Consider the following 25,818-nt stretch of genomic DNA (forward strand, 5'->3'; position numbering starts at 1 on the left):
CTTCATCCGGCTCGCGGCTCAGCGAAACCCGTTGGTTCCGGTGGCCGGCATCCCGGTGGCCGGCACTCCGATGGCCGGCAGCGTCTGTTCGCCGCGGCCGTCCGCCAGTTCGATCTTCACGCCGATATCGGCCGGTTTGGCGTAGTGCAGGTTGCTGGTCACCAGCGCATTCACGCCCGTGGCCGCATAGGCGGCGGCGTTGCCCGCGTGGATGCCGCCGGCCGCCAGCAGGGGGACGCCGGGATGGGCGGCGCGCAGCTCGGGCACGATGCGCGCCAGTGTCTCGGGCGGCACCTTGTCGAACTGCACCACGTCGGCGCCGGCTTCGATCGCGCGGCGGGCCTCGTCCAGGCCGTCGGCTTCGATCACGATCTTCTTTTCGCACATGGCGTGCTTGTGGCGGGCGACAGCCTGCCCGACCTCGTCCCAGCCGCCCAGCAGGGCGCGATGCTGGGGAAAGACCAGGATGGTTTCACCCAGGCCCAGGCGGTGGGGCATGGCGCCGCCGGCCAGGGTGGCCTTGAGCGCTAGCTTGCGCAGCCCCGGCGCATGCTTGCGGGTGGTCAGCACGGCCACGGCGGGGTCCGCGGCCTGCACGGCCCGCACGACTTCGTGCGTCAGGCTGGCTACGCCGCAGGCGAATTCCAGCAGATTCTGTCCCACCTTCCAGGCGCGCAGCAGCGCCTGCGCCGGCCCTTGGGCCAGCAGCAAGGCCTGGCCGGGCGCGGCGCGCGCGCCGCTGCGCAGGTGCAGCCGGGTCTGGCCGCCGCAGGCCTGCACCAGACGCATGACTTCCTCGGTGCCGGCCACGGTGGCCTCGTTTCTGACCACGAAGCGCAGCATGGCCGGCTGTTCGGTCAGGCCCAGCATGTGGCTGGTCAGGTCCAGGCAGGAAGCATCTTCGCTGATCCACTGGTCGATCTGGCTTTGTTCGAAAAATACGTTCATGTGTGATTTCCGTAGCGCCGCAGCGCCAGAAAGCAGCCCAGGAACCGCGTCCAGCAAGCCAGGGCGGGCGTGTCGAGGCGTCCCTTCAGCACGGCCAGGTTCAGGTCGATGGGCTCATGGCGGACGGCGGAAAACAGCAAAGATCTCATGGGATTTCCTGTCGGCGGTTTACGCTATATATGAAAGTTTATAACGAGAATGGACGAACAGGAATCGCCCGCAGCGCGTCGGCAGGAAAGGGGGGTTCTTCAAAGGCATCGCCGTCACGGCGGCCCGATTTTTCCCGGCGGTAAAAGAATGCCCCCACGCTGCCCCCCAAGGGGGCGCTTTTGCCTTGGGTGAAGCGGCATTCCGACGGCCCGGCGGCAAAAAAAATCCCCGCTGGCGAGGCGGGGATTCCTGGGGATGGGCCTGCCCCGCGTGGGGCGGGGCGGCGCAGCCGGGCTCAGACCGTGGCGTGGGCTTCTTTGAAGACCAGGCGCCATTGGTGCAGCAGGGGCTCGGTGTAGCCGTTGGGCTGTTCCAGGCCTTTGAGCACCAGGTCTTCGGCGGCCTTGTAGGCTTCCGAAGTGTCGAAGTTGCCGGCCATGTCGCGGTAGGCGGGGTCGCCGGCGTTCTGCTTGTCCACGACGGCGGCCATGCGATGCAGGGTCTGGACGACCTGGTCGCGGGTGACGATGCCGTGCAGCAGCCAGTTGGCGATGTGCTGGCTGGAGATGCGCAGCGTGGCGCGGTCTTCCATCAGGCCCACGTCATGGATGTCGGGCACCTTGGAGCAGCCCACGCCCTGGTCGATCCAGCGCACCACGTAACCCAGGATGCCCTGGGCGTTGTTGTCCAGCTCTTCCTGGATTTCCTGGGCGGTCCAGGTGGGTTTCTCCACCACGGGGATGGTCAGGATGCTGTCCAGGTAGTCGTTGTTTTCGTTTTCCAGGCTCTTCTGGACTTCCACCACGTTGACCTGGTGGTAGTGCAGCGCGTGCAGCGTGGCGGCCGTGGGCGAAGGCACCCAGGCGGTGTTGCCGCCGGCCTTGGGGTGGGCGATCTTCTGCTCCAGCATCTCGGCCATCAGGTCGGGCATGGCCCACATGCCCTTGCCGATCTGGGCGTGGCCGCGCAGGCCGCACTGCAGGCCGACCTGGACGTTGTTGCGCTCGTAGGCGGGCTGCCAGGCGGCTTGCTTCATGTCGGCCTTGCGCACGACGGGGCCGGCCTGCATGCAGGTGTGGATCTCGTCGCCGGTGCGGTCCAGGAAGCCGGTGTTGATGAACACCACGCGCTCGGTGGCCTTGGCGATGGCGGCCTTCAGGTTCACGCTGGTGCGGCGCTCTTCGTCCATGATGCCGATCTTGACCGTGTTGGCGGGCAGGCCCAGCAGGGCTTCGACGCGGTCGAAGGTCTCGCAGGCGAAGGCCACTTCATCGGGGCCGTGCATCTTGGGCTTGACCACGTACAGCGAGCCGGTGCGCGAATTCTTCTTCAGCTGCAGGTCGCGCATGCCGATCAGGGTGGTGACCACGGCGTCCAGGATGCCTTCGGGGATCTCGAAGCCTTCGCCGTCGATGATGGCGGGGTTGGTCATCAGGTGGCCCACGTTGCGCACGAACATCAGCGAGCGGCCGGGCAGCACCTGGGCCTTGCCTTGCAGGTCGGTGTACTGGCGGTCTTCGGCCAGGCGGCGGGTGAAGACCTTGTCGCCCTTGCGGATGTCTTCGGTCAGCGAGCCGGTGATCAGGCCCAGCCAGTTGCGGTACGCCAGGGTCTTGTCCTCGGCATCCACGGCGGCCACGGAGTCTTCGCAATCCATGATGGTGGTCAGGGCCGATTCCAGGACGATGTCCTTCACGCCGGCCGGATCGGTCTTGCCGATGGGGCTGTCGGCGTCGATCTGCAGCTCGAAGTGCAGGCCGTTGTGCAGGAACACGATGGCCTCGGGCGCGTCGGGCTGGCCGCGGTAGCCCAGCAGGGTGGTGGTGTCCTTCAGGCCGGTGCTGCCGCCGTCTTCCAGCGTGACGCGCAGGGCGCCGTCGACGATGGCGTAGGAGGTGGCCTGGTCGTGGCTGCCCTGGGCCAGGGGGATGGAATCGTTCAGGAACTGGCGGCCGAAGGCGATGACCTTGGCGCCGCGCACGGGATTGTAGGCGCCGCCGCGCTCCGCGCCGTCGGCGTCGGGGATGGCGTTGGTGCCGTACAGGGCGTCGTACAGGCTGCCCCAGCGCGCGTTCGCGGCGTTCAGGGCGTAGCGGGCGTTCATGATGGGCACGACCAGCTGCGGGCCGCCCTGGTCGGTGATCTCGGTGTCCACGTTGGCGGTGTTCACCTGCACGGAGGCGGGCGCATCATGCAGGTAGCCGATGGATTTCAGGAACGTCTTGTAGGCGCCCATGTCGGCGATGGGACCTGGGTTCGCGCCGTGCCATTTGTCCAGTTCGGCCTGCAGGCGGTCGCGCTCGGCGAGCAGTGCGCGGTTCTTGGGGGCCAGGTCATGTACCAGTTTGTCGAAACCAGCCCAGAAGGACTCGGAGGAAACACCAGTGCCGGGCAAGGCTTCTTGCTCGATGAACTGATGAAGCACCTCGGCGACTTGCAATCGCTGGCAGGAGATTCGTGTGGTCATGGTTACCCTTGCTGATAGTGAAAAGTGATTCGGTAAAGGCGATGTCGCAGACCAACCCGAAGCAAAGGCCGGGCGTACATCGCTGCTGCAACCCGCCCGATACAGCCGGCGGGCGGGGGTCGGGCGCGGGACGCTGGCCGCAGCGCAGGCGTCGGGGCTCGTAAGGCATCAGGGCAAGCAGACCGTCATCCAACGGCATATAAAAAACGCTAAACCCTCGCAAACAAGCTCTAACGGAGGCTAATTTTGCGGCTTGATGGCAGACGGCACACGCGCGTCCAGCACAACGCCAGGTTGGATAACGCTAAATTATGAAGGAGTCGGCCTGCTCGAATCTCATACTTATTGTAATAAGACTACATACTTAATGTATTTACTGGTTTTCGACAAGTCTTATATATGAGGTAGAAGACGTACGAGCACCGAAACGGTCGCCACGGACAGCAATGTGGACCACAGGATGGAGCGCGAGATCAGGGCGCTATCCCGCATGTAGAGCGCCGCGAGCATGAATGGACCGGTGCCGGTGGGCAGCGCGGAAAGCAGTACGGCGATGCTGGCCCACATCACCGGCATATCGAACAAAACGAAGGCAAACAGCGCAGCCAGGGCTGGCTGGACGAGCAGTTTTAGGCACAAAACAACAGAAAGACGTGTCCGCTGGGTGGACAGGGGGGCTTGCGGTTGCGCCAGAAACAGTCCAATGCAAACCAGAGCGCAGGGGCTGGCCGCCGCGCCCAGCAGGCCGGCGGTGCTGGACAGGCCCGCGGGCAGCCGCAGTTCGCCCAGGGCGAAGGCTGCGCCGGCCAGCGGCGCCAGCACCAGGGGGTTGCGCAGCAGCGAACGCCCCACCGTCAGGGCCACGGCCAGGCCGTTGCCGCCGCGCTGGCGCAGGAACTCGATCTTGGCCAGGGTGAAGGCGAACAGCAGGCAGGCCGTCATGACGATGGCCAGCGCCACCACGGGCAGGCTTTGCGGACCATAAAGCATCAGGCACAACGGGATGCCCATGTAGCCGGAATTGGAGTAGGAGGCCGAGAGCGCGTCCAGGGCGGCGTCCGCGCGCTCCACGCCCTGGCGGCGGCTGGACAGCCAGCCCAGCAGATAGACGACGGCGATGCTCAGCAGCGTGGCGGCGATGAAGCCGGGCTGGCGCAACTGGTCCAGGGGGATTTCGGCCATGGCCTTGAACAGCAGCGCCGGCAGGGCCAGGTAGACCACGAACTTGTTGAGCGCGTCCATGGCCTCCCCGCCCAGCACGCCGCCGCGCCGGGCCAGCCAGCCCAGCAGGATCAGGGCGAACGTGGGCAGGACGGCGTTGATGATCTGGCTCACGGCAGGATAAGGGGCGGAAGCGATAAGCGGGCACTATAAACCGCTTATGATTGTCATGCTGTCTTTCTATACTCGTTTTTTTGCTTTGGAACTGTCGCCATGCTTGAGCAGACCGGTTATGCCCGCACCACGTCCACGCCCGAACTGGTCCCGTTCGCTGGTTACGAGGACGCCGGCCGGGCCGTGGCGCAGTTGCGCGCCATCTACGACCGCAACACGGCGTTTCTGCGCGACTCCTTCGCCCAGTGCCTGCAGACGGGCTTTCCGCGCGGCCAGCGCTTCCGGGCCTGCTATCCGGCCGTGCGCCTGCGCGTGGACACCTACCAGGAAGTGGACAGCCGCCTGTCCTACGGCCACGTGGTCGAGCCCGGCACCTACATGACCACCATCACGGCGCCCGAGCTCTACCACGACTATCTGCTCGAGCAGCTGGAGCTGTTGATCCGCAACCACGGCGTGAAGGTGGAGATCGGCGAATCCTCCCTGCCCATCCCCTTGCATTTCGCGTTGAGCAACGGGGTGAAGTCCGCCGTCACCATCGTTCCCGAATCCCCCGGCGACACCTTGAGGGATCATTTCGACGTGCCCGACCTGGCCGTCATGGACGACGCCATCGTCAACGGCACCTGGGAGCGCGTGCACAACGAGCCCCTGCCCCTGGCGCCCTTCACCGCGCCGCGCATCGACTATTCCCTGCACCGCCTGCAGCACTACACGGCCACGCGCCCGGAGTACTTCCAGAACTTCGTCTTGTTCACCAACTACCAGTTCTACGTGGATGAGTTCTGCCAGTGGGCGCGCGATGTGCTGGCGGCCGACGACCAGGGCTACATAGACCTGGTCGAGCCGGGCAACATCATCACGCCGGCCGGCGCCCATGCGGCCACCACCGGTTCGCCCCTGGCCCGCGCCCCGCAGATGCCCTCCTACCACCTGCGGCGCGCCAACCATACCGGCATCACCCTGATCAACATCGGCGTGGGCCCGTCCAACGCCAAGACCATCACCGACCACGTGGCGGTGCTGCGCCCGGCCGCCTGGCTGATGCTGGGCCACTGCGCGGGCCTGCGCACCACGCAGCGCCTGGGCGACTATGTGCTGGCCCACGGCTATGTGCGCCAGGACCATGTGCTGGACGACGACCTGCCCACCTGGGTGCCCATTCCGCCGCTGGCGGAAATCCAGGTGGCCCTGGAGCAGGCCGTGGCCGAGGTCGCGGGCCTGTCGGGCTGGGAGCTCAAGCGCATCATGCGCACGGGCACGGTGGCCTCCATCGACAACCGCAACTGGGAGCTGCGCGATCATCACGAGCCGGTGCGCCGCCTGTCGCAGTCGCGCGCCATCGCGCTGGACATGGAGTCGGCCACCATCGCGGCCAACGGCTTCCGTTTCCGCGTGCCCTACGGCACCTTGCTGTGCGTGTCCGACAAGCCGCTGCACGGCGAGCTGAAGCTGCCGGGCATGGCCAGCGAGTTCTACGCCCGCCAGGTGGGCCAGCACCTGCACATCGGCATACGGGCGCTGGAGCTGCTGCGCGACATGCCCAAGGAACGCCTGCATTCGCGCAAGCTGCGCAGCTTCCTGGAAACCGCCTTCCAGTAGGAACCTAGCGGTGGTTCACCCGCCGGGCGAGCCATTCGCCCGCGAACTGGATCAGCGACACCACCGCGATCAGGATCACGATCACCTCGAACATGACGCGGGTCTCGTAGCGCTCGTAGCCATAGCGTATGGCCAGGTCTCCCAGGCCGCCCGCGCCCACGGCGCCGGCCATGGCCGAGGCGTTGATCATGGCGATGACGCTGACCGTCATGCCGCCGATGATGCCCGGCAGCGCCTCGGGCAGCAGCACGTGGCGCACGATGTGGCGGCGCTCGCAGCCCATGGCCCGCGCGGCCTCGATCAGGCCCGGGTCCACGTCGTTCAGGCTGACCTGGGCGATGCGCGCGAAGAAGGGAATCAGGTTGGCCGACAGCGGCACGATGGCCGCCCAGGTGCCCAGCGTGGTGCCGACCAGGGCGCGCGTCACCGGCAGCATGGCGATCAGCAGGATGATGAAGGGCACGGCCCGGAAGGCATTGATCAGCACCGACAGCGCCTTGTGGCAGCGTGGCAGGGGGTGGATGCCGCCCTTGCCGCTGATGGCCAGCACGAGCGCGATGAGCAGTCCGGTCGAGATGGCGATCACCGAGGAGACCCCCACCATGATCAGGGTCTCCAGGAAGGCGGCCAGGTACTTGTCGAGCGCGGGCGAGGACATGGCGGACGCGCCCTCAGTCGAAGACGGGAATCACCGAGCCCTCGAACTTGCTCTCGATGAAGTCCTTGACCGCGGGCGAGTGGTAGGCCTTGACCAGTTCGGGCACCCAGGGCGCGTCCTTGTCCTGCTCGCGCACCGCGATGATGTTCACGTAGGGATTGTCCTCGGCCTTCTCGACGGCGATGCCGTCGCGGGTGGCGATCAGGCCGGCCTGGTAGGCGAAGCTGTTGACGATGGCGGCGGCGTCCACGTCCTGCAGGGAGCGGGCCAGCACCACGGAGGTGCTTTCCACGAAGTCCAGCTTCTTCGGATTGCTCGCCACGTCGGCCAGCGTCACCGCGCCCTGGCGCGGGTCCGCGCCGTCTCGCAGCGTGATCAGGCCGTGGTCGCGCAGCACCGCCAGCGCGCGGGTCTGGTTGCTGGGATCGTTGGGAATGCCGATCTTGGCGCCCTCGGGCAAGTCCTTGATGTCCTTGTGGCGGCGCGAATAAAAGGCGATGGGCGAGATCAGGGTATTGGCCATCGGCACGATGCGGTAGCCGCGCTGCTTGACCTGGTCGTTCAGGAAAGGGATGTGCTGGAAGGCGTTGGCGTGCAGATCGCCGTTGTTCAGCGCCTCGTTGGGGCTGGCGGTGCCGGTGATGACCACCGGCTGCACCTTCAGGCCGCGCTCGGCCGCCACCCGGGTGACCACTTCCCAGATCTGTTCATCCACCCCGCCGCGCACGCCGACTTTCAGCGGGACGTCGTCCGCCGCCCAGGCCTGGGAGGCGGTCAGGATGAACAGGGCCAGCAGGCGGCGTGCGAGGTAGGGCTTCATGACGGCTTCCTTCAGGAGTGCAATGGAAGGATCCATTCTAGGAAGCTCGCCGCCCGCGCCCTACGACAGACTGATTACATGGTTATGCCGGGCGCGGTCGTAAACATATAGCCGGGCGCGGGCCTGAGCCGTCGCCCGGCCGCCATGGGCATCAGCGCGACTGGGCGATGGCCTCGCGCGCCTTCTTCACCAGGTCCTCGCCTATGGTCTTGGTCCATTTCTCGACCACGGGCGCGGTGGCCTGCGCGAAGGCCTGGTGCTGCTCGGGCGTCAGGCGCGTGATGGTCACGCCGTGGCCTTCGATCTCCTTGAGCAGGCTGGGGTCCTCGGCCGTGATGCCTTTGCGGGCGATCTCGATCTCGCGCTTGCCGGCCTCGATGGCGGCTTCGCGCACGATCTTCTGGTCCTCGGGCGACCAGGACTTCCAGACGTCGCGGTTGACCACGAAGACCAGCGGATCGGACACATAGTTCCAGAGCGTCAGGTACTGCTGCTGCACATCGTAGAGCTTGGCGCCGGCATAGATGGACAGCGGGTTCTCCTGGCCGTCCACGGCCTTGTTGGCCAGGGCGGGCTGGGCGTCGGCCCAGCTCATCTGGGTGGGGTTGGCGCCCAGCGCGGTGAAGGTGTCGATGTAGAGCGGCGAGCCGACCACGCGCAGCTTCAGGCCCTTCATGTCCTCGGGCTTGGAGACTTCATGCTGGGAATTGCTCAGCTGGCGAAAGCCGTTCTCGCCCCAGGCCAGCGGCACCACGCCGGCCTTCTCGATGTAGCCGAACAGCTCCTTGCCCACCTCGCCCTGGATGAGCGCGTCCGTGGCCTTGGAGTCCGGCTGCAGGAAGGGCAGCGAGAACAGGTTCAGCTGCTTGATCTGCGGCGACCAGTTGATGGTGGAGCCCACGGCCATGTCGATCAGGCCTTGGCGGATGGCGGTGAATTCGCGCGTCTGGTCGCCCTGCACCAGCGAGGTGCCGGGATAGATCTTGATGTTGATGCGCCCGTCGGTGCGCTCGCGCACCAGGTCGGACCAGATCACCGCGCCCTGTCCCCAGGGGAAGGTGGTGCCCACCACGATGGACAATTTGTATTCGGACTTGTAGGCCGCCTGCGCGGCGGGCGCGCCGGCCAGCGTGGCGGCCGTGCAGGCCAGGGCGGCCAGGATGTGTCGCAGTTTCATGGGGCGTGTCTCCCTTTTTTTATCAGTGGTGATGAAGTTTTCTAGTTGAAGCCCAGGTGGCGCGGCAGCCACAGGGCGATCTCGGGTTGTGCGATGACCAGCAGCATGGTGAGGCCCATGCCCAGCAGCAGCCAGCCCACCCAGCGCAGCGTGCTTTCCATGGGCACGCCGGCGATGCGGCAGGACACCATCAGGTTCACGGCCACCGGCGGGGTGAATTGCCCCAGGGCCACGTTCAGCGTCAGCAGCACGCCGAACCAGACCGGGTGCCAGCCGAAGTTGTGCACGATGGGCATGAACAGCGGCACGAAGATCAGGAAGATGGAGATGCCGTCCAGGAACATGCCCAGCACGATCAGCAACACGATCATCAGCGCCAGGATGCCGTACTCGCCCAGCCCCGAGTTGATGATGGCGGAGGTCAGGGGATCGACGATGCTCAGGGTGGACAGGGCCCAGGCGAAGATGCCGGCCAGCGCCACCACCATCATGATCACGGCCGACAGTTCCGCGGCCTCGCGCAGGATGTCGAACAGGTCGCGCACCTTGATGGTGCGATGGATGGCCATGCCCACGAACAGGCCGTAGAACACGGCCACCACCGCGGCCTCGGTGGGCGTGAACAGGCCCATGCGCATGCCGCCCAGGATGATGACCGGGGCGATCAGGCCCCAGGACGCTTCGCGCAGGCTGCGCCAGAACGGCGGGCGCGGCAGCTGGGATTCGGCCGTGCCCAGCTTGTAGCGGCGCGACAGCCACACCGCCGGGATGATCAGGCCTATGCCGGCCAGGATGCCGGGGAACATGCCGGCGGCGAACAGCGCCGGCACGGAGGCTTCGGGCACCAGCACGGAATAGATGATGAAGGCGATCGAGGGCGGGATCAGGATGTCGGTGGCCGCCCCGGCGGCCACGATGCTGGCGGAAAAGGGATTGGGATAGCCGGCGCGCTTCATGGCCCCTATCATCACCGCGCCCACGGCGGCCGCGCAGGCGGGGCCGGAACCGGAGATGCCGCCCAGGAACATGGCCACGGCGATGGCCACCAGCGGCAGCATGCCCGGCCCGCGCCCCACCACGGCGATGGCGAAGTTGACCAGGCGGCTGGCCACGCCGGAGCGGTCGAAGATGGAGCCCACCAGCACGAACATGGGGATGGCCAGCAGCGGGTACTTGGCCAGCCCGGCGTAGAAGCTCTGGGGCACGGCCATCAGGCCGAACCAGTGCGTGTCCAGGTTGGACATCAGGATGGCGAAGGCCCCGCCCGCGCCCAGGGCCACGCCCACGGGCACGCCCAAGATCATCAGGGCGATGAAGATCAGGAACAGTGCGGCGGCGAGTGCGGCGGCGATCATGGTTCGCCCCGCCAGCGACGCACCCACATGCCCAGCAGGCGCAGGCTCAGGGTGGTGGACAGGATGGGCAGCCACATGGAGTACCGCCAGGTGGGTACGCCGATGGAGGGCGAGGTGTCGCCCCACTCCAGTTCGTCCAGCGCCATGCGGCCTGACAAGACGGCCATGCCGACGAAGAACAGCAGCGTCACGCCGATGCCGAACAGGGCCAGGCGGCGCCGGCGGCGCTCGGCCCCGGTGTCGGCCACGACTTCGATGCGGATGTGCAGGTGGCGCACGAAGGCGCTGGCCCCGGCGTTCATGGTCAGCACCACGAGCAGGAAGATGGAGATTTCTTCGGTCCAGGCAAAGGAGGTGTCGGTCAGGTAGCGCACGATGACGTTGGCGAAGGTGATCAGGGCCAGCGCGGCCATGATCAGGACCGAGGCCCAGTCTTCGAGCTGCAGGGGGATGCGGGTGCGGGGCGCCGGCGGGGTGACCAGGTGTTCTTGCGGCGGTTCGTGAAGGCGTGGTTCCATGGAGGATGGATTCGGGATTTGCGACAAAGCTACATGCTAGCGGTCATGGGGCGCGCTGGCATTGGGTGATTTCCCCCGGTGGACGTTTCTGTATGAAGTCCTGAGCGGCGGCAGGTTTTTCTTCCACGTTGCGGTTGCGGCCTGCCCTCCCGGTGGATGTTCGTGGCTTGGAAAGCACAGGCGGCACAAAAGTTTTTCCCGGTTTACGGGGTAGCAGTCGGCCGATCGATAACCAAGCTGGCCTTTGCAAAGACGCCGTTCAAGAAGTGGGCGGGCCCGTCTGGGCTGACGGCTTGCCGGTGCTGCGCACCGGTACCCTTGTCGGCGGATCGCTCCGGGCGCATTCTGAACTCGCGCGATGGCTCGTCTCCCGGACGAGCCATGAGCGTCGCGCTCGAACAGCAGAATGCTTGCCTCCCGGATCGTTCCTCCGCCTGCGGCAAGCCGTCTGATCCGCCCTGACCGGCCCGCCCACTTCTTGAACGGCACACAATGGCCACCTTATCGACCAGCCGAGGAAGGTGTCTGCCGATAAAGAACGTCTTGCAGCATCCTGGCCTTGGTGGACCGCGCCTGGAGTCTTCATGACGTTGGCGCAGCGCTGTTTGGGCCGAGCAAAGCGATGCTGTTTCCTTGAGGGGGCCTGGGCGGGCCGGCGGGCGAGTCAGGGACTTCGCCTTGGCAGGACGTTGGGGCGGGAGGCAAGGGGCGTGCTGTTCGAGGAGCACGCTTGCGGTTCGTCCGGGGGACGAATCGCGCTCCGAGTTCACGACCCGCCCGCCCCGGCGTGCTGACAAGGGCACCCGTGCGCAGCACGGGCGAAGGACCCAGCCAAGCCGGCCCGCCCAGGCCTCCTCAAGGAAACCGAGACTTTTCCCGGCTTGGCCCAAGAAGGCCTCATCCATACTGCAAAGTCCACCGGAATCGATCCAGTACCAAAAAAAAACCCCGCCATGCGACGGGGTTGCGGCCGGGCGGACCCGGCGGGCGCGAAGCGCCCTACTTCTTCTTGTTTTCTTTCTTGTCCTTCTTGTCCTTTTTGGCGGCTTTCTTGTCCTTTCTGCCGTCCTTTTTCTTTTTGGATTTCTTGTCCTTCTTGCCTTTCTTCTTATCTTCGCCGGCCGGCGCATCCTCTTCCAGAGGGGCGTTGCGGGCATGCTCCATTTCGGCTTCCAGTTCGGCGGCGGCCTGGCGCAGCTCGTCTGCGGCGGCCTGGCGGCGCTCGTCGGCCGGCTGGGGGGCGATCATGGTGCCCCGGCACTGGGGGGCTCCGCACAGGCAGCGGTAATTCTGTTTCAGTTCTTCGGTGATCTCGTCATCGATGACCAGGGAATAATCGTACAGCAGTTCCTCACCGGCGGGAATGTCGCGCATGGCCACGATGTAGACGCGCGTGCCGTCGCTGTTCTCGTGGCCTTCGCAGTTGGGCGCGCAGGAGTGATTGATCCAGCGCGAATCGTTGCCGCCCTGCCCGCCGTCGATGATCTTGCCGCTGCTCAGCGAAAAGAAGAAAGTGTGGTACGGATCGTCCGGGTTGACGGGAAACAGCGCATCGGCCTGCTCGGGCGTCAGCCGCTTGCCGGCGTACTGCAGGATGCGGGTGCCGGCGGGGATGTCGCGGTTGGCGAACACGCCGTTGCCATGCAGTTGCGAAGGTTTGACGACGTGCCAGGGTTGGCGTTGAGCGACCATGAGGGATGTGCCTGTAAAAAAGGAATAAACTGGAAGGCGATCTCTATCTTACAAAACAAGCAGGGCCACGTAACCATGTCAGTCGAACCGACCGCTCGCAACGGCGCGCAACTCTTGCTCGAAACCTTGATCGCCCAGGGGGTGGATACCATATTCGGCTATCCTGGCGGAGCGGTGTTACCGCTGTATGATGCCTTGTACGCCGAGCCGCGGATCCGCCACATCCTGGTGCGCCACGAGCAGGCCGCCGTGCACGCGGCCGAAGGCTACGCGCGCAGCACCGGCAAACCCGGCGTGGTCCTGGTGACTTCGGGGCCCGGCATGGCCAACACCACCTCGGGCCTGCTGGACGCCTTGTGCGATTCCATCCCCGTGCTGTGCATCAGCGGCCAGGTCGCCACCACCGCCATCGGCACCTCTGCCTTCCAGGAATGCGACGCCGTGGGCATCTCGCGCCCTGTCACCAAGTGGAACGCCCAGGTGCGCCGCGTCGAGGACGTGGCCGCGCTGGCGGCCAAGGCGCTGCGCCTGTGCACGCAGGGCCGTCCCGGCCCGGTGCTGCTGGACTTCCCCAAGGACATCCAGATCGCCGCGGCGCCCGCCCAGGCCGCCGAACCGGACCAGACCGAGCCGCCGGCCGCGCAGGCCGCTCCCGCACAGGAAGCCGCCATCAAGCGCGCCGCCGCCCTGATTTCCCATGCCCGCCGCCCGGTCTTCTATGGCGGCGGCGGCCTGATCAATTCGGGCGCCGACGCCTGCCACGCCTTCACCAGCCTGGTGCAGGAGACCGGCGCGCCCTGCACGCTGACCCTGATGGGCTTGGGCGCCTATCCGGCCAGGGACGGCCAGTTCCTGGGCATGCTGGGCATGCATGGCACGCTGGAGGCCAACCTGGCCATGCACCATGCGGACCTCATCATCTGCGTGGGCGCGCGCTTCGACGATCGCATCACCGGCCGCCTGTCGGACTTCTGCCCGCACGCCAGCAAGATCCACATCGACATAGACCCCGGCTCCATCGACAAGGTGGTGCGCGCCGACGTGGCCCTGGTGGGCGACTGCTACCCCCTGCTGCGCGCCCTGCGCAAAGAGCTTTCGGCCCATGACCTGCCCGCGGGACGGCTGGACGACTGGTGGCAGCGCATCGGCGTCTGGCGCGCCCAGGAATGCCTGAAGGTTACGCCGCAGGCCGACGCCATCCTGCCGCAGCACCTGCTGCAGCGCCTGGATGCGCAGCTGGAGGGGCGCGACGCCATCGTGTCCACCGACGTGGGCCAGCACCAGATGTGGGCCGCGCAGTACATCCACTTCAACCGGCCGCGCCGCTGGCTGACCTCGGGCGGCGCCGGCACCATGGGCTACGGCCTGCCCGCCGCCCTGGGCGCGCAGATCGCTCATCCGGACAAGCTGGTGGTGTGCGTCAGCGGCGACGCTTCCGTGCTGATGAACATCCAGGAACTGGCCACCGCCGTGCAGCACCGCGCCCCGGTCAAGGTCATCCTGTGCAACAACCGCCACATGGGCATGGTGCGCCAGTGGCAGGAACTGATCCACGACGGACGCTACAGCCACAGCTACAACGAGGCGCTGCCGGACTTCGTGGCCCTGGCGCGCTCGTTTGGCTGGCAGGCCGAACGGGTGGCCCAGCCCGACCAGCTGGACGCCGCGCTGGAGCGCTGCCTGGCCCATGACGGGCCGTTCTTCCTGAACGTGGAAGTGCTGGCCCTGGAGAACTGCTTTCCCATGATGCCGGCCGGCTACGGGCACCAGCAGGTGATGCTGTCCGAGGACAACTGGTACGTGGAAGAATAGGCCGGTTCGGGCGCGCACGGGCGTAGAAACCCCAATGTCGCCCTGTAGAGCCTGAGATTTAAATACATCTGATCCATTCAGACAGGAGGGGAAGTCATGCTGTGCAAGCGGATGAAGAACGGCCTTCTGGCCGCGGCCCTGACACTGGGCCTGACCATGGCGGCCACGGCGGGGGCGCAGACCACCCTGAAGCTGGCCTACGCCCTGTCCACCAGCTCCCACTACGGAGCAGGCGCCAAGGCCCTGGCGCAAACCCTGGAAAAAGGCGGCCAGTACAAGATCGAGGCCTTCCCCAACAGCGCCCTGGGCGGCGAGCGCGAGGTCATCGAAGGCCTGCAGCTGGGCACCATAGACCTGGCCATCGTGTCCACGGGCGCCACCCTGAACTTCGTGCCCAAGACCGGCGTGTTCGACATCCCCTTCCTGTTCCGCGACCTGGACCACGCCCGCCGTGTGCTGGACGGCAAGATCGGCCAGGACATGCTGGCGGAATTTCCCAAGCGCGGCATCGTGGCGCTGGCCTGGGGCGAGCAGGGCTTCCGGCACCTGACCAACAATGTGCGTCCGGTCAATACGCCGGCCGACGCCAAGGGCCTGAAGATCCGCACCACGGAAAACCCCATCCACATCGCCGCCTTCCGCCAGATGGGCATCCTGGCCACGCCCATGGCCTGGCCGGAGGTGGCCACCGCCCTGCAGCAGGGCACCATCGACGGCCAGGAGAATCCGCTGTCCGTGATCGTGTCGGCCAAGCTGCCGCAATTGCAGAAATATCTGTCCTTGACGGCGCACGTGTACGGCCCGGCCCTGGTGCTGATGTCGCCGGCCGCCTATGACGGCCTGTCGGACGCGGACAAGCAGCAGTTCAAGGAGGCGGGCCTGGCGGCCGCCCAGGCCATGCGCGCCTATGTGGACGACATCGAGAAATCCGGCGTGGACGCCGTCAAGGCCGAAGGCATGCAGGTCAATACGGTGGACCATGCCGCCTTCGCCAAGGCGGTCGAGCCCGTCTATCCGCAATACTACAAGCAGTTCGGCCAGGAACTGGTCGAGGCCATCCGCCAGACGCAGTAAGCGCCATGAAGGCCATGCTGTCCGTCCTGGACCGGGGGCTGTTCCGCGTCGTGTCGTGGCTGGCGCAGGCCTTGCTGCTGTCGGCCGTGCTGGCGGCCTTCTACCAGGTCATCGCCCGTTTCGTGCTCCAGTCGCCCGCCGACTGGAGCGAGGCCTGGTCGCGTGCCGCCCTGATCTGGACCGTGATGCTGGGCCTGTGCCTGGCCTTGCGCCAGGGCGCCATGCTCAGCGTGGACGTTGCGCGCCTGTGGCTGAGCACCCGCTCGCAGCGCTGGCTGGACGGCGTGGTGCTGCTGATCTGCCTGGCGTTCTTCGGCCTGCTGGCCTGGGTGGGTGGGCAGATGAGCTGGCGGGTGCGTTTCCAGACCATGCCCAGTCTGGAATGGTCCATCTCCTGGGTGTACATCGCCATCCCGATCGGCGCCGTGCTGGCCATGCTGGGCCTGCTGGCGCGCTGGATCGAGAACCCGGCGCCCGCCGTCGTGGACGATACCCAGCTCTAGCCTGAAGCGGAGAAGACACCGTGCCCCAGATCATGCTCCTGTCCATGCTGCTGTTCTTCGTGCTGACCGTGCCCGTGGCCATCGCGGTGGGACTGGCCAATATGGCCGGGGTGGCCTGGGAAGGCCGCATGACCTTCCTGGTCATCGCCCAGCAGTTGTATGCGGCGCTGGACAAGTATCCCCTGGTGGCGGTGCCCTTCTTCATCCTGGCCGGCAACCTGATGGAGGCCGGCGGCATCTCGGCCCGCATGGTGGAGTTCGCCAAGAGCGTGGTGGGCGGCGTCCAGGGCGGGCTGGCCTGCAGCTGCGTGCTGACCTGCATGATCTTCGCGGCGGTGGCCGGCTCCAGCGTGGCCACGACCTTCGCCGTGGGAGCCATCCTGATCCCGGCCATGGTGCGCCACGGCTATCCGCGCCCTTTCGCCGCGTCCCTGCAGGCCTCGGCCGCGGAGCTGGGCGTCATCATCCCGCCGTCCATCCCCATGATTCTGTTCGCCGTGTCCACCGACACCTCCGTGGGCGAACTGTTCGTGGCCGGCCTGGGGCCGGGGCTGCTGATAGGCGGCGCACTGATGGTGTACGTGTGGCTGTACGCGCGCCGCCACGGCCTGGGCCTGCAGGACGGCCAGGGCCGCCTGGGCTTCGGGGCCGCCCTGCGCCAGGCCTGGCTGGCCCTGCTGATGCCGGTGATCATCCTGGGCGGCATCTACGGCGGCATCTTCACGCCGACGGAAGCCTCGGCCGTGGCCGTCATGTACGCCTTGGCGGTCGCCTTGTTCGTCTATCGCAGCCTGACCCTGCGCGATCTCTCCAAGGTGCTGCACCGCTCGGTGGTGTCCACCGCCGTCATCATGTTCATCATCGCCAACGCCGGGGTGTTCGGCTTCCTGCTCAACCGCGCCGGCATACCGGCCGCCCTGGGGGCCTGGCTGGGCGAGATTTTCCACAGCCCCTTCACCTTTCTGCTGGGCGTCAACGCTGCCCTGTTCCTCATCGGCATGTTCGTGGAGACCTCCGCCTCCATCGTGGTGCTGGCCCCCCTGCTGCTGCCGGTCGCCCTGCATTTCGGCATCGATCCGGCGCATTTCGGCGTCATCATGGTGGTCAACCTGGCTCTGGGCATGGTCACCCCGCCCTTTGGCGTGAACCTGTTCGCCGCCTGCGCCGTGGCGGGCATCTCGCTGGAAAGACTGGCCAGGCCCCTGGTGCCTTTCGTGCTGGTGGTGGTGGCCTGTTTGATGGTGATCAGCTATGTGCCGGAAGTCAGCCTCTGGGCGCGGGACCTGGTGTATCGTTAGTTCATCGTCCGCCCTGCCTGCTTCCTCCATGACTTATCTGGCCCTGCTCCTGGCGCACTTGCTGGCCGCCCTGTTCTTCATCGGCACCGTGTTCTTCGAAGTACTGATGCTCTCGCCCATCGCCCGCCGCGTGCCCCAGCCGGCCATGCGCGCGGTGGAGCAGGAACTGGGCCGGCGTGCGCGCCGCATCGTCCCCTGGGTCCTGCTGGTCCTGTACGGCGCCGGCCTGGGCCTGGCCTGGCAGCATCGCGCCCTGTTCGAGGCGGGCGGAGGCTCCGCCTGGCTGCTGGGCGCCAAGATCGTCCTGGCGCTCAGCGTGTTCGGCCATTTCGTCGCCGTCATGGTCCTGAGCCGGCGCGGCGCCATGACGGGGCGCCGCTCCCGCCTGATTCATCGCAGCGTCTTCGTGCACGTGCTGCTGATCGTGGTGCTGGCCAAGTCCCTGTTTTATTTCCCGTTCTGAGCGACGGCCGTCCAAGGCTCGAAGCAGGGCAGCGCTACGGATTCGCCGGTGGGCTGTTCGCTTTTGCCGGGATTTTTTACAGACACGTAGACCCGGCTGTGCGCGGCATCCAGCGCCAGGCTGTTGGCCAGCTTGCCGGTCAAGCCGGCGGCAACGGGACGCAGCCCGTCCAGCGTATAGGCTGCCACGCGCCCGTCGCTGCGCTCGGTCACGTACAGCAGGCCCGCTGCCGCGTCGACGGCCAGTGCCAGCGGATGACCCCGCGCGGCCTGTGCAGCCAGTACCTGGCCATTGTCCGGGTCCAGCATCAGGACCTGTTGGCGCGATCCGGACCAGTCGCGCTTGGGCAGCAGGCGCTGCTGCCACGGCGTGATGGACTCCAGGCCTTGATCGGCCACATACAGGCGCCCTTGGTGATAGGCCAGGTTGACCGGCTGGTGCACCCCGGTCAGGGTCCATCGACCCAGTACACGCAGGGTCCGGACGTCCACCACGGCGATCTCGCCCGCCATGGTCGAGACGAACAGGCGCTGGCCAGCTTCATCCAGCGCCAAGCCGGTCGGATACATGCCCAGATTGGGAATGGTTTTCTTCAGAACGAGAGTGTCGCTGTCCAGCACGAACAGAACACTGTCGCCGGCCGACAGGCCGGGCACGAACAACTGGCTGTTGGCCTTGTCCAGGATCAAGCCGCGCAAATCGTGCTCATAGCGCTTGCCGTCCGGACGCGGACGGCTCAGCTGCACGGTGTGCAGCCGCCGATTGCGTGCCGTATCCACCACGCTGATGCGTCCCTGCAGAGAGTGGCCCACGTATAAGCGCCCTTTTTCATCATCCAGGGCCAGCCCGAAGGCCCGATAAGGCAAGAGCAGGCGGGACTGCTCTTGCAGGGTCGCAGCGTCCAGGCGCACCACGCTGCTGGGCGGCGCATCGTCTTTGAAGCCGCCCGCCACTGCCGCATAGACCGCCTGTTGGCTGGGGCTGTAGGCCAGTTCATAGACCCCGGGTCCGACCTGGTTCTGCAAGGGCGGTGTGTCGGGGGCGCACAGGCGCTGGGCTTGCAAAGGGGCGGCCAGCGTGCAGCCGAGGGCCAGCATGGCCAGAGTCCAACGTGAAGGCATGAATGTCGCTCCTTTTAATATTCCAGGGTGTAGGTCAGGGCGTAAGTGCGTCCCTGGCCGCGGAAGTCCAGCACGCCGGGGGCGATAATGCCGCTGTAGATCAGCTTGGCCTGCTGACTCCAGCGCGTCTCGTAGGATTTGTTGAACAGGTTCTGCACGCCCAGGGACAATGTGCCCTTGGCCTGGGCGCTGTGGTCGAAGCGGTAACGTCCCAGCAAATCGACCAGCGTCAGGCTGGGCAGGGATTCCTGCTGCTGGCCGCCGCCTACGCTGGGGATGTCGCTGCGCAGCTTCATGGAATGGGCAAGCTGGGCGCGAACGGCCCAGTTTCCGCTTTGCTTGCCGACATAGGCGGTGACTTTGGAGGGGCTGGAGTAGTAGACGCCGCGCCGCTGCCAGTCGCCGTCCTTCAGCTCTTCGTTGCGGATCAGCAGCAAGCTGGCCCCGGTGCTCCAGCCATCGCCCAGGCGCAGATCCAGTTGGCCTTCCAGGCCGTAGTTGCGCACCTTGGTGTCCATCAGGGAAATGTTCAGCGTTTTGCGGTCCAGGACGATGGATTTGTCCGATTGCGAGTGGAACAAGGCTACCTGGGCGGACAGGGGGCCGTCGTTGTAGCGCCAGCCTATCTCGGCCGAACGGGTCTTGATGGCTGCCATGGTGGAGCCTTCCACGCTGAGATGCCGGCCCAGCGTCCAATGGTTGCCGACCAGGGTGTAGCTGGCCCCGGTGCCGTAGTATTTGGCCGGGTCGGCCAGCTCGAAGCCTTCGGAGTAATTGGCCCACAGTTGCTGAGCGGGCGTCAGCTTGTACAGCAGGCCGGCATTGAACAAGGTCGTGCCGTAGCTGTTGCGTCCGCCTGGAATGGGGTCGGCGGACTGGCCGTAGCCGCCCGCCATCAGACGCTGCTGGATGCCTTGGACAAAGTCGTCCACCCGCACGCGTACGTGCTGGCGGCGTACGCCTGCGCTCAGGCTCAGCCTGTCGTTCAGGCGCGCATCGGCCTGCGCGAAGGCTCCCAGGATATGGTTGCGGAAACCGGGATAGCGCTTCAGGGTGCTGGTCTTGTCAAATACCAGGCCGCCGCTGTTCATGGCCTTGGCGATGTCGAACATGGTCTGGTCGGCCTTGAAGGTTTCATGGTCGTAGTCCAGGCCGTAGTTCAGACTGATGCGCTCCCAGTCTTTGTTCAGCATGGCCTTCAGGCCGAAAGTGCGCGTGTCCTGGGTGGACACGCTCCAGTTGTAGATGCGGGCGCCTGGCGCCAGCGGATTGGCGTCCGAATCGGGATAGGGATAGAAACGCATGGACTCGTTGCGCACGTAGGCCTTCAGGTACAAGTCCTGTCCGCCCAGAATGCCGCCCTTGACGTAGTCGGCGGCCAGGATCTGGCGTTCGGTGTGCGGCTTGTAGTCGGAGTCGAAGCCGCTGCGTATGTCCAGTTCGGACGGGGTCAGGATGCTGCCGTCGGCGCCGGGTCGCAGCCACAGGGCTTTGCCGGGCTGGAATCCGGAGTCGTAGTACTGGGCCAGCAGCCGCAGCTCGCCGGCGTCTTGAAGATCTACGTTCAGCGCGCCCATCAGATCCACCGAGCGGTTCCACTGCAGATCGGTCTGGGTGATGTCGGGCAGCACCCGGTCGCCGCGGCTGTCGTAGGCGCCGCCGTTGCGGCTCAAGGACAGGGCCAGCCGTGCCTGGACGGTATCGGTGCCGCCCTGCACCGATTGGGACAAGGTGGCGTTCAGGTCGTCGCCGGCGCGCAGGCCGCTGCGTATCCCGACCTCCGAAACAAAACTGGCCGCTCCGGGCTCTGCTCGCTTGGTGATGATGTTGATGATTCCGCCGGTCGCGTTGCCGCCGTGGATGGCGGTTGCGCCGGACAAGACCTCGATACGCTCGATATTGAAGGGATCGATGGAGTCGAACTGGCGGCTGAGCTGGCGCGAGCCGTTCAGGGAGATGCCGTCTATCATGACTTGCGTGGGACGGCCGCGCAGGTATTGGCCGGCATTGGTGCGCGATTGCCCGCCCATGTCCAGGCCAGGAATCAACTGACCCAGCATTTCCTTCAGCGGCACGCCGCCCCGGGTCTGCTCGGCGATCTGCTCCGAATCAATGACCCACACGGTATTGGCGGTTTCCTCGATGGATTTGGGCGTGCGCGAGGCCACGACCGTCACCGCAGCCAGGGTATCGCCCTGTCGGATGGTTTTTGTCTCGCCGAGCGGGACGTCTGCCGTTTGCAGCGTGTAGGAATCGGGGCCCGCCGGCTTCAAGGTCAGCCCTGATCCCTGCAGTACTGCTTGTAAGGCCTGGCGGGCCGTGTACTGGCCTCGCAGGGCGGGCGCCTGGCGGTTCTCGACCAGGTCCTGGGTGAAGAACACTTGCACCCCGGCCTGGCTGGCGATACGGGTCAAGGCCGTGCCCAGGGGCTGGGCGGCCTGGCTGAAAGTCAGGGACTGGGCATGAAGTGCCGCGCTCACGCAGGCAAGGGCCAGCGGAGCCAGGCGAACGATGAACGGCAAGGGCATGAGCGGAAATCCTTGGAAAGAGGTCTGAACAGGCTTAGCCGTTTCAATCGGAAGTCATCCCTACCATCGTTGCAAAACGTTACTTCTTGGCGGGCAGCAAGAGCAGGCCTCCGTCGTCCTGTTTCTGGACGGACACCGGCCATACATGCGGCAGCAGAGCAGGCAGCTGCGCCAATGAGGCCAGTTGAAAGACGGCGCTGACGCGCTGTCGGGCCAGCGCCGGGTCGCCCAGGCGCAGGGGCTGGGGCAAGTAGGGCTGCAATTGCGCCAGCGCTTGCGACAGGGGCAGGTCATTGATGATCAACTGGCCGCGCTGCCAGGCCAACAGCCTGTCGGCCTGAACCGTTTCGCGGCTGGCCTGGCCCGTATCGCTTAGGATCAGACGTTCGTTTGCGTCCAGTTCCTGGTCCTGGATGCCGGGATGCGCCTGGTGGCGCACGTGCACCCGGCCTTCTTCGACGGTCACTGCCACGGCAGAGGCGGCCTGCTCCACGGCAAAGCGAGTTCCCAGGACTCGCACCTGGACGCGGCCGGCTTGAACGTGGAAAGGGCGCCAGGCGGAATGGCTGACGTCGAAGTAGGCGCGCCCTTGCTCCAGGGTCAGGTCGCGGCTGCGCAACCGCCAGGCGACCGACAGGCGGGTGTCGCGGTCCAGCGTCGCCAATGTGCCGTCGCGCAGCGTTACCCGGGCCTGGGCGTTCAGAGGACTGCTCAGGCGCTCGTGGCGCCAGGCCGGGTTCCAATACCACAGGCTCGCGCTTAAGGCTGCCAGGGCCAGCAGGCCCCCGCCGGCCCGCCGGCGTTCGCGCTGGCGCTTGCGCTCGGCGGCATCGCGGGCCAGGCGCTCCAGGTCGGGCAAGGGGAAGCGGGCGCGCAGTTCGGCCTGGTGACGGCTCAGCAGCTTGTCCATGCCCTGCCCGTCGGGCTCTGGGGGCAGGCAGGCTTGTTCGGCAGGCGTCGGGTTCATTCAGCAGCGCTCCATCCGGCGGCGGCAGTGCGCCAGGCCCGTCCGTATATGTTTTTCCACGGTCTTGATGGAAATGGCTTGCAGGCGGGCCACGTCGGCCTGATGCATGCCGTGGATTTTGTGCAGAATGAAGACCTCGCGGCAGCGGGGCGGCAAGGTGTCGATGGCATGCATCAATCGCTCCAGCTGCTGGCGTGCGCAGGTCCGTTGTTCAGGATTGGCGGTCGGGCAGGCCAGCTCGTCCATGGCCCTGAATTGGGCGTCATGGCGTGCGCGCGCCTGATCGCTGCGATAGCGGTCGATCGCCAGGTGATTCAGGATGCGGCGCAGCAAGCGCAGGGGCGAACGCACAAGGGCAGGCTCGGGGCGCTCCAGCAAGCGCACGCAGGCGTCATGCAGCACGTCCTGTACAAAGGCATGGGCTCCAAAGCGTCGGCGCAACTGGCCGAGCAGATCGTCATAATGCTCGCATAAGGCGTCGACCAGTAGGCTGCGCCGGTTGTTGGAGGATGAGCTGGAGTCTGTCGGCATGCAGAATCGGACGCCTGCTAGGCTGAAAATGGAGTTATAAAAGGTAAGGCAAATAAAAACGATTCTTATTTTAATATAAAGTGAAAATCCAGGTAGAACTCAGCTGTTCTTGGCGGCGCGCAGGCTCATCCAAAGCAAACGGCCTCCCGGAGGGAGGCCGTTGCCTTGGCGGCGGCAGCGTCTTATTCCGCCGCCTTGGCGGCGGTTTTTTTCACGGCCGTCTTTCTCGCCGCCGTTTTCTTGGCGGCGGTCTTCTTGGCGGCGGCCTTGGTCGCGCTCTTCTTGGCCGCGGTCTTGCGCGCGGTCTTCTCCGGACGCGGTTCGAACTCGAAGCCGATCTTGCCGTCGGCCTGACGCACCAGGAAGGCCTTGAACTTGCGATTGGTGCGCGAGGACACGAAACCGTCCAGCAGGTCGGTCTTGCCCTCGTTCAGCAGCTTGGCCATCTGGTCGCGGTTGATCTCCTGCTGCAGGATGACCTTGCCGCTGCGGAAATCGCAGGACTTGGCCGGACCGACGGATTTTTCGCAGATGTAGCGCAGGCCGTGCTCGAATACCGGGGACTGGCACTTGGGGCAGGGGCCGACCGGAGTCTGGCCGGTGAAGTCCACGGCTTCGTCCTCGTCCTCGTCGTTCTGGCCGAAGTCGAATTCCAGCTTGTAGTCGTCGGTGATGCGCAGGATGGCGGCAAAGGGCCGGCCCATCTTGCTGATGAAGCCGGGCAGCGGGCCCAGTTCCTTCTTGGCCAGCAGCTCCTCCACTTCGGGCAGCTCGAAGGTGCGCCCGCCCGGATGCTTGCCGATGGAAAAATCGCAGGAAGTGCAGGCGTAGCGGCGGTAGTTCTCCTTGACCACGCCGCCGCACTTGGGGCAGGGGGTCTGCAGCGTGGCGTAGTCGCCCGGCACGGTGTCGCGCTCGTATTCCTTGGCGCGCTTGACGATCACCTGGGTCATCTGCGCGATCTCGCGCATGAAGACGTCGCGGTCCAGCTGGCGCTGCTCGATCTGCTTGAGCTGGTGCTCCCATTCGCCGGTCAGCTCGGGCGAGGTCAGTTCGCTCACGCCCAGGCCCGAGAGCAGCGTCATGAGCTGACGCGCCTTGGCGCTGGGCACCAGCTCGCGCCCCTCGCGGCGCAGGTAGCCTTCGTTGAGCAGGCCTTCGATGATGGCCGCGCGCGTGGCCGGGGTGCCCAGCCCGCGCTCTGACATGGCTTCGCGCAGGGCTTCGTCGTCCACCAGCTTGCCGGCTCCTTCCATGGCCGACAGCAGCGTGGCTTCGGTGAAGCGCGCCGGCGGCTTGGTGGCCAGCCCCTTGGGGGCGATGTCCTCGGTGCGCACCTTCTCGCCCTCGGCCACCGGCACCAGCGAGGCGTCCTCGCCCTGGGCGTCGCGTCCGTAGATGGCCAGCCAGCCCGGCGAGACCAGCACCTTGCCTTCGGTCTTGAAGTGGTAGCCCGAGACTTCCGTGATGCGGGTGGTGACCTTGAATTCCGCGGCCGGGAAGAACACGGCCAGGAAGCGGCGCGTCACCAGTTCGTAGATCTTGTTCTCGGCATCGCTCAGCTCGCGCGGGATCTGCAGCGTGGGAATGATGGCGAAGTGGTCCGACACCTTCTTGTTGTCGAAGATGCGGCGGTTGGGCTTGACCCAGTTGTTCTGGACCACGGTCCTGGCAAAAGGCTGGACGGAAGCGGCGGCGGGCGTGGCGCTGTCGGCCAGGGCGCGCATGGTGTCCTTGACGGTGCCCAGGTAGTCCTCGGGCAGGTAGCGCGAATCCGTACGGGGGTAGGTCAGGGCCTTGTGGCGCTCGTACAGGGTCTGGGCCAGGGCCAGGGTGGTCTTGGCGGAAAAGCCGAAGCGCGAGTTGGCCTCGCGCTGCAGCGAGGTCAGGTCGAACAGCGCGGGCGAGATCTGCGTGCTGGGCTTGGATTCCTCGGTGACCACGCCCGGCTTGTCGCGGCAGGCGGCCACGATGGTCTGGGCGGCGGGCAGCGACCACAGGCGCGAGTCGCGCTTTTCCGGGTCGTGCTCGTCCTTGACGAATTTGGGATCGAACCAGCGGCCGGTGTACAGGCCGGCGGCCGCCACGAAGTCGGCGTGCACTTCCCAGTAGTCGCGCGAGACGAACTGGCGGATGCGGTTCTCGCGTTCGTTGACGATGGCCAGGGTGGGCGTCTGCACGCGGCCCACGGGCGTCTTGAAGAAGCCGCCGTCCTTGCTGTTGAAGGCCGTCATGGCGCGCGTGCCGTTGATGCCCACCAGCCAGTCGGCTTCGGCGCGCGAGCGGGCCGCGGACTCCAGCGGCTTCATGTCCTCGTCGTCGCGCAGGTTCTCGAAGGCCTCGCGGATGGCGCTCTGCGTCATGGAACGCAGCCACAGACGCTGCACGGGCTTCTTGGCGCCGGCGTACTGCATGATGTAGCGGAAGATCAGCTCGCCCTCGCGTCCCGCGTCACAGGCGTTGATGACGGCGGCGACGTCCTTGCGCTTGATCAGCTTGACCAGCAGCTTCAGGCGTTCGGCCGATTTCTTGTCGGTGGGGTTGAGCTCGAACTGCGGGGGAATCACGGGCAGATGCGTGAAGCTCCACTTGCCGCGCACGGGATCATTGGGAGCCACCAGGCTCAGCAGATGGCCGATGCTGGAGGCCAGCACATAGCGATCGCTTTCAAAATAGTCACCTTCTCGCGTGAAACCGCCCAATGCCCGTGATATATCTACGGCGACAGAAGGTTTCTCGGCAATGATGAGTGTTTTATCCATATGATTCCAGTGACAGCAATTCCGCGGCAATAGCGCG

21 protein-coding genes are annotated in these 25,818 nt (G+C 66.0%); 6 read left to right on the forward strand and 15 right to left on the reverse strand.

The window, feature by feature from the left end:
- Positions 1-18 precede the first annotated feature (18 nt).
- The 4 genes from modD to ACF3ND_RS00380 all read right to left on the reverse strand — a co-directional run bounded on the left by modD (position 19) and on the right by ACF3ND_RS00380 (position 4,900).
- Positions 19-948, reverse strand: coding sequence for a ModD protein (gene modD, locus ACF3ND_RS00365; RefSeq protein WP_394063161.1), 930 nt, complete (start codon positions 946-948; stop codon positions 19-21).
- Positions 945-1,097 (reverse strand): hypothetical protein, encoded by a 153-nt coding sequence (locus ACF3ND_RS00370; protein WP_394063163.1) that lies wholly within the window; start codon positions 1,095-1,097, stop codon positions 945-947. The genes modD and ACF3ND_RS00370 overlap by 4 nt, the downstream gene beginning before the upstream one ends.
- A 296-nt stretch (positions 1,098-1,393) precedes the next feature.
- Positions 1,394-3,565: a malate synthase G gene (locus ACF3ND_RS00375; protein ID WP_394063165.1), complete on the reverse strand. Its 2,172-nt coding sequence runs from the start codon at positions 3,563-3,565 to the stop codon at positions 1,394-1,396.
- Positions 3,566-3,958: 393 nt separating this feature from the next.
- Positions 3,959-4,900, reverse strand: coding sequence for an AEC family transporter (locus ACF3ND_RS00380; RefSeq protein WP_394063167.1), 942 nt, complete (start codon positions 4,898-4,900; stop codon positions 3,959-3,961).
- A 99-nt stretch (positions 4,901-4,999) separates the two neighbouring features.
- Here ACF3ND_RS00380 and ACF3ND_RS00385 point away from each other — a divergent pair, with 99 nt between their 5' ends.
- Positions 5,000-6,502 carry an AMP nucleosidase gene (locus ACF3ND_RS00385; RefSeq protein WP_394063168.1) on the forward strand — a complete coding sequence of 501 codons (1,503 nt, stop codon included), beginning with the start codon at positions 5,000-5,002 and terminating at the stop codon, positions 6,500-6,502.
- 4 nt (positions 6,503-6,506) lie between these two features.
- Here ACF3ND_RS00385 and ACF3ND_RS00390 read toward each other — a convergent pair whose 3' ends face one another.
- From ACF3ND_RS00390 to ACF3ND_RS00415, 6 genes are all read right to left on the reverse strand, one after another.
- On the reverse strand, positions 6,507-7,160 hold the full coding sequence (locus tag ACF3ND_RS00390) for a methionine ABC transporter permease (RefSeq protein ID WP_394063170.1): 654 nt from the start codon (positions 7,158-7,160) through the stop codon (positions 6,507-6,509).
- Positions 7,161-7,173: 13 nt separating this feature from the next.
- Positions 7,174-7,980, reverse strand: a complete 807-nt coding sequence (locus ACF3ND_RS00395; RefSeq protein ID WP_394063172.1) for a MetQ/NlpA family ABC transporter substrate-binding protein — start codon at positions 7,978-7,980, stop codon at positions 7,174-7,176.
- A gap of 151 nt (positions 7,981-8,131) precedes the next feature.
- On the reverse strand, positions 8,132-9,157 hold the full coding sequence (locus tag ACF3ND_RS00400; protein WP_394063174.1) for a DctP family TRAP transporter solute-binding subunit: 1,026 nt from the start codon (positions 9,155-9,157) through the stop codon (positions 8,132-8,134).
- A 41-nt stretch (positions 9,158-9,198) separates the two neighbouring features.
- Complete coding sequence (locus ACF3ND_RS00405) at positions 9,199-10,512, reverse strand: TRAP transporter large permease (RefSeq protein WP_394063176.1); 1,314 nt, start codon at positions 10,510-10,512, stop codon at positions 9,199-9,201.
- Positions 10,509-11,030: a TRAP transporter small permease gene (locus ACF3ND_RS00410; RefSeq protein WP_394063178.1), complete on the reverse strand. Its 522-nt coding sequence runs from the start codon at positions 11,028-11,030 to the stop codon at positions 10,509-10,511. The genes ACF3ND_RS00405 and ACF3ND_RS00410 overlap by 4 nt, the downstream gene beginning before the upstream one ends.
- Positions 11,031-12,029: 999 nt before the next feature.
- Positions 12,030-12,722: an SET domain-containing protein gene (locus ACF3ND_RS00415; RefSeq protein WP_394063180.1), complete on the reverse strand. Its 693-nt coding sequence runs from the start codon at positions 12,720-12,722 to the stop codon at positions 12,030-12,032.
- 75 nt (positions 12,723-12,797) lie between these two features.
- Between ACF3ND_RS00415 and ilvB the strand changes: the two genes are divergently transcribed.
- The 5 genes from ilvB to ACF3ND_RS00440 all read left to right on the forward strand — a co-directional run bounded on the left by ilvB (position 12,798) and on the right by ACF3ND_RS00440 (position 17,872).
- Positions 12,798-14,534: a biosynthetic-type acetolactate synthase large subunit gene (gene ilvB, locus ACF3ND_RS00420; protein ID WP_394063182.1), complete on the forward strand. Its 1,737-nt coding sequence runs from the start codon at positions 12,798-12,800 to the stop codon at positions 14,532-14,534.
- A gap of 111 nt (positions 14,535-14,645) precedes the next feature.
- Positions 14,646-15,608 (forward strand): TRAP transporter substrate-binding protein, encoded by a 963-nt coding sequence (locus ACF3ND_RS00425; RefSeq protein ID WP_394065870.1) that lies wholly within the window; start codon positions 14,646-14,648, stop codon positions 15,606-15,608.
- A gap of 5 nt (positions 15,609-15,613) precedes the next feature.
- A complete protein-coding gene (locus tag ACF3ND_RS00430; protein ID WP_394063184.1) occupies positions 15,614-16,111 on the forward strand; it encodes a TRAP transporter small permease in 498 nt (165 codons plus the stop codon).
- A 20-nt stretch (positions 16,112-16,131) separates the two neighbouring features.
- Positions 16,132-17,409: a TRAP transporter large permease gene (locus ACF3ND_RS00435; protein ID WP_394063186.1), complete on the forward strand. Its 1,278-nt coding sequence runs from the start codon at positions 16,132-16,134 to the stop codon at positions 17,407-17,409.
- 28 nt (positions 17,410-17,437) lie between these two features.
- A complete protein-coding gene (locus ACF3ND_RS00440; protein ID WP_394063188.1) occupies positions 17,438-17,872 on the forward strand; it encodes a CopD family copper resistance protein in 435 nt (144 codons plus the stop codon).
- Here ACF3ND_RS00440 and ACF3ND_RS00445 read toward each other — a convergent pair.
- From ACF3ND_RS00445 to ACF3ND_RS00465, 5 genes are all read right to left on the reverse strand, one after another.
- Positions 17,857-18,993: a YncE family protein gene (locus ACF3ND_RS00445; protein WP_394063189.1), complete on the reverse strand. Its 1,137-nt coding sequence runs from the start codon at positions 18,991-18,993 to the stop codon at positions 17,857-17,859. The genes ACF3ND_RS00440 and ACF3ND_RS00445 overlap by 16 nt on opposite strands.
- Before the next feature lie 14 nt (positions 18,994-19,007).
- On the reverse strand, positions 19,008-21,521 hold the full coding sequence (locus ACF3ND_RS00450) for a TonB-dependent siderophore receptor (RefSeq protein ID WP_394063191.1): 2,514 nt from the start codon (positions 21,519-21,521) through the stop codon (positions 19,008-19,010).
- A gap of 79 nt (positions 21,522-21,600) precedes the next feature.
- Positions 21,601-22,488, reverse strand: coding sequence for a FecR family protein (locus ACF3ND_RS00455; RefSeq protein ID WP_394063193.1), 888 nt, complete (start codon positions 22,486-22,488; stop codon positions 21,601-21,603).
- A complete protein-coding gene (locus tag ACF3ND_RS00460) occupies positions 22,489-23,019 on the reverse strand; it encodes an RNA polymerase sigma factor (RefSeq protein WP_394063195.1) in 531 nt (176 codons plus the stop codon). It lies immediately after the preceding gene.
- Between the two features lie 182 nt (positions 23,020-23,201).
- Entirely contained in the window at positions 23,202-25,781 is a 2,580-nt protein-coding gene (locus tag ACF3ND_RS00465; RefSeq protein ID WP_394063197.1) for a DNA topoisomerase III, read from the reverse strand.
- Positions 25,782-25,818: the final 37 nt, after the last annotated feature.

Source organism: Alcaligenes sp. WGS1538, assembly GCF_043187505.1.
GTDB lineage: Bacteria > Pseudomonadota > Gammaproteobacteria > Burkholderiales > Burkholderiaceae_B > Alcaligenes.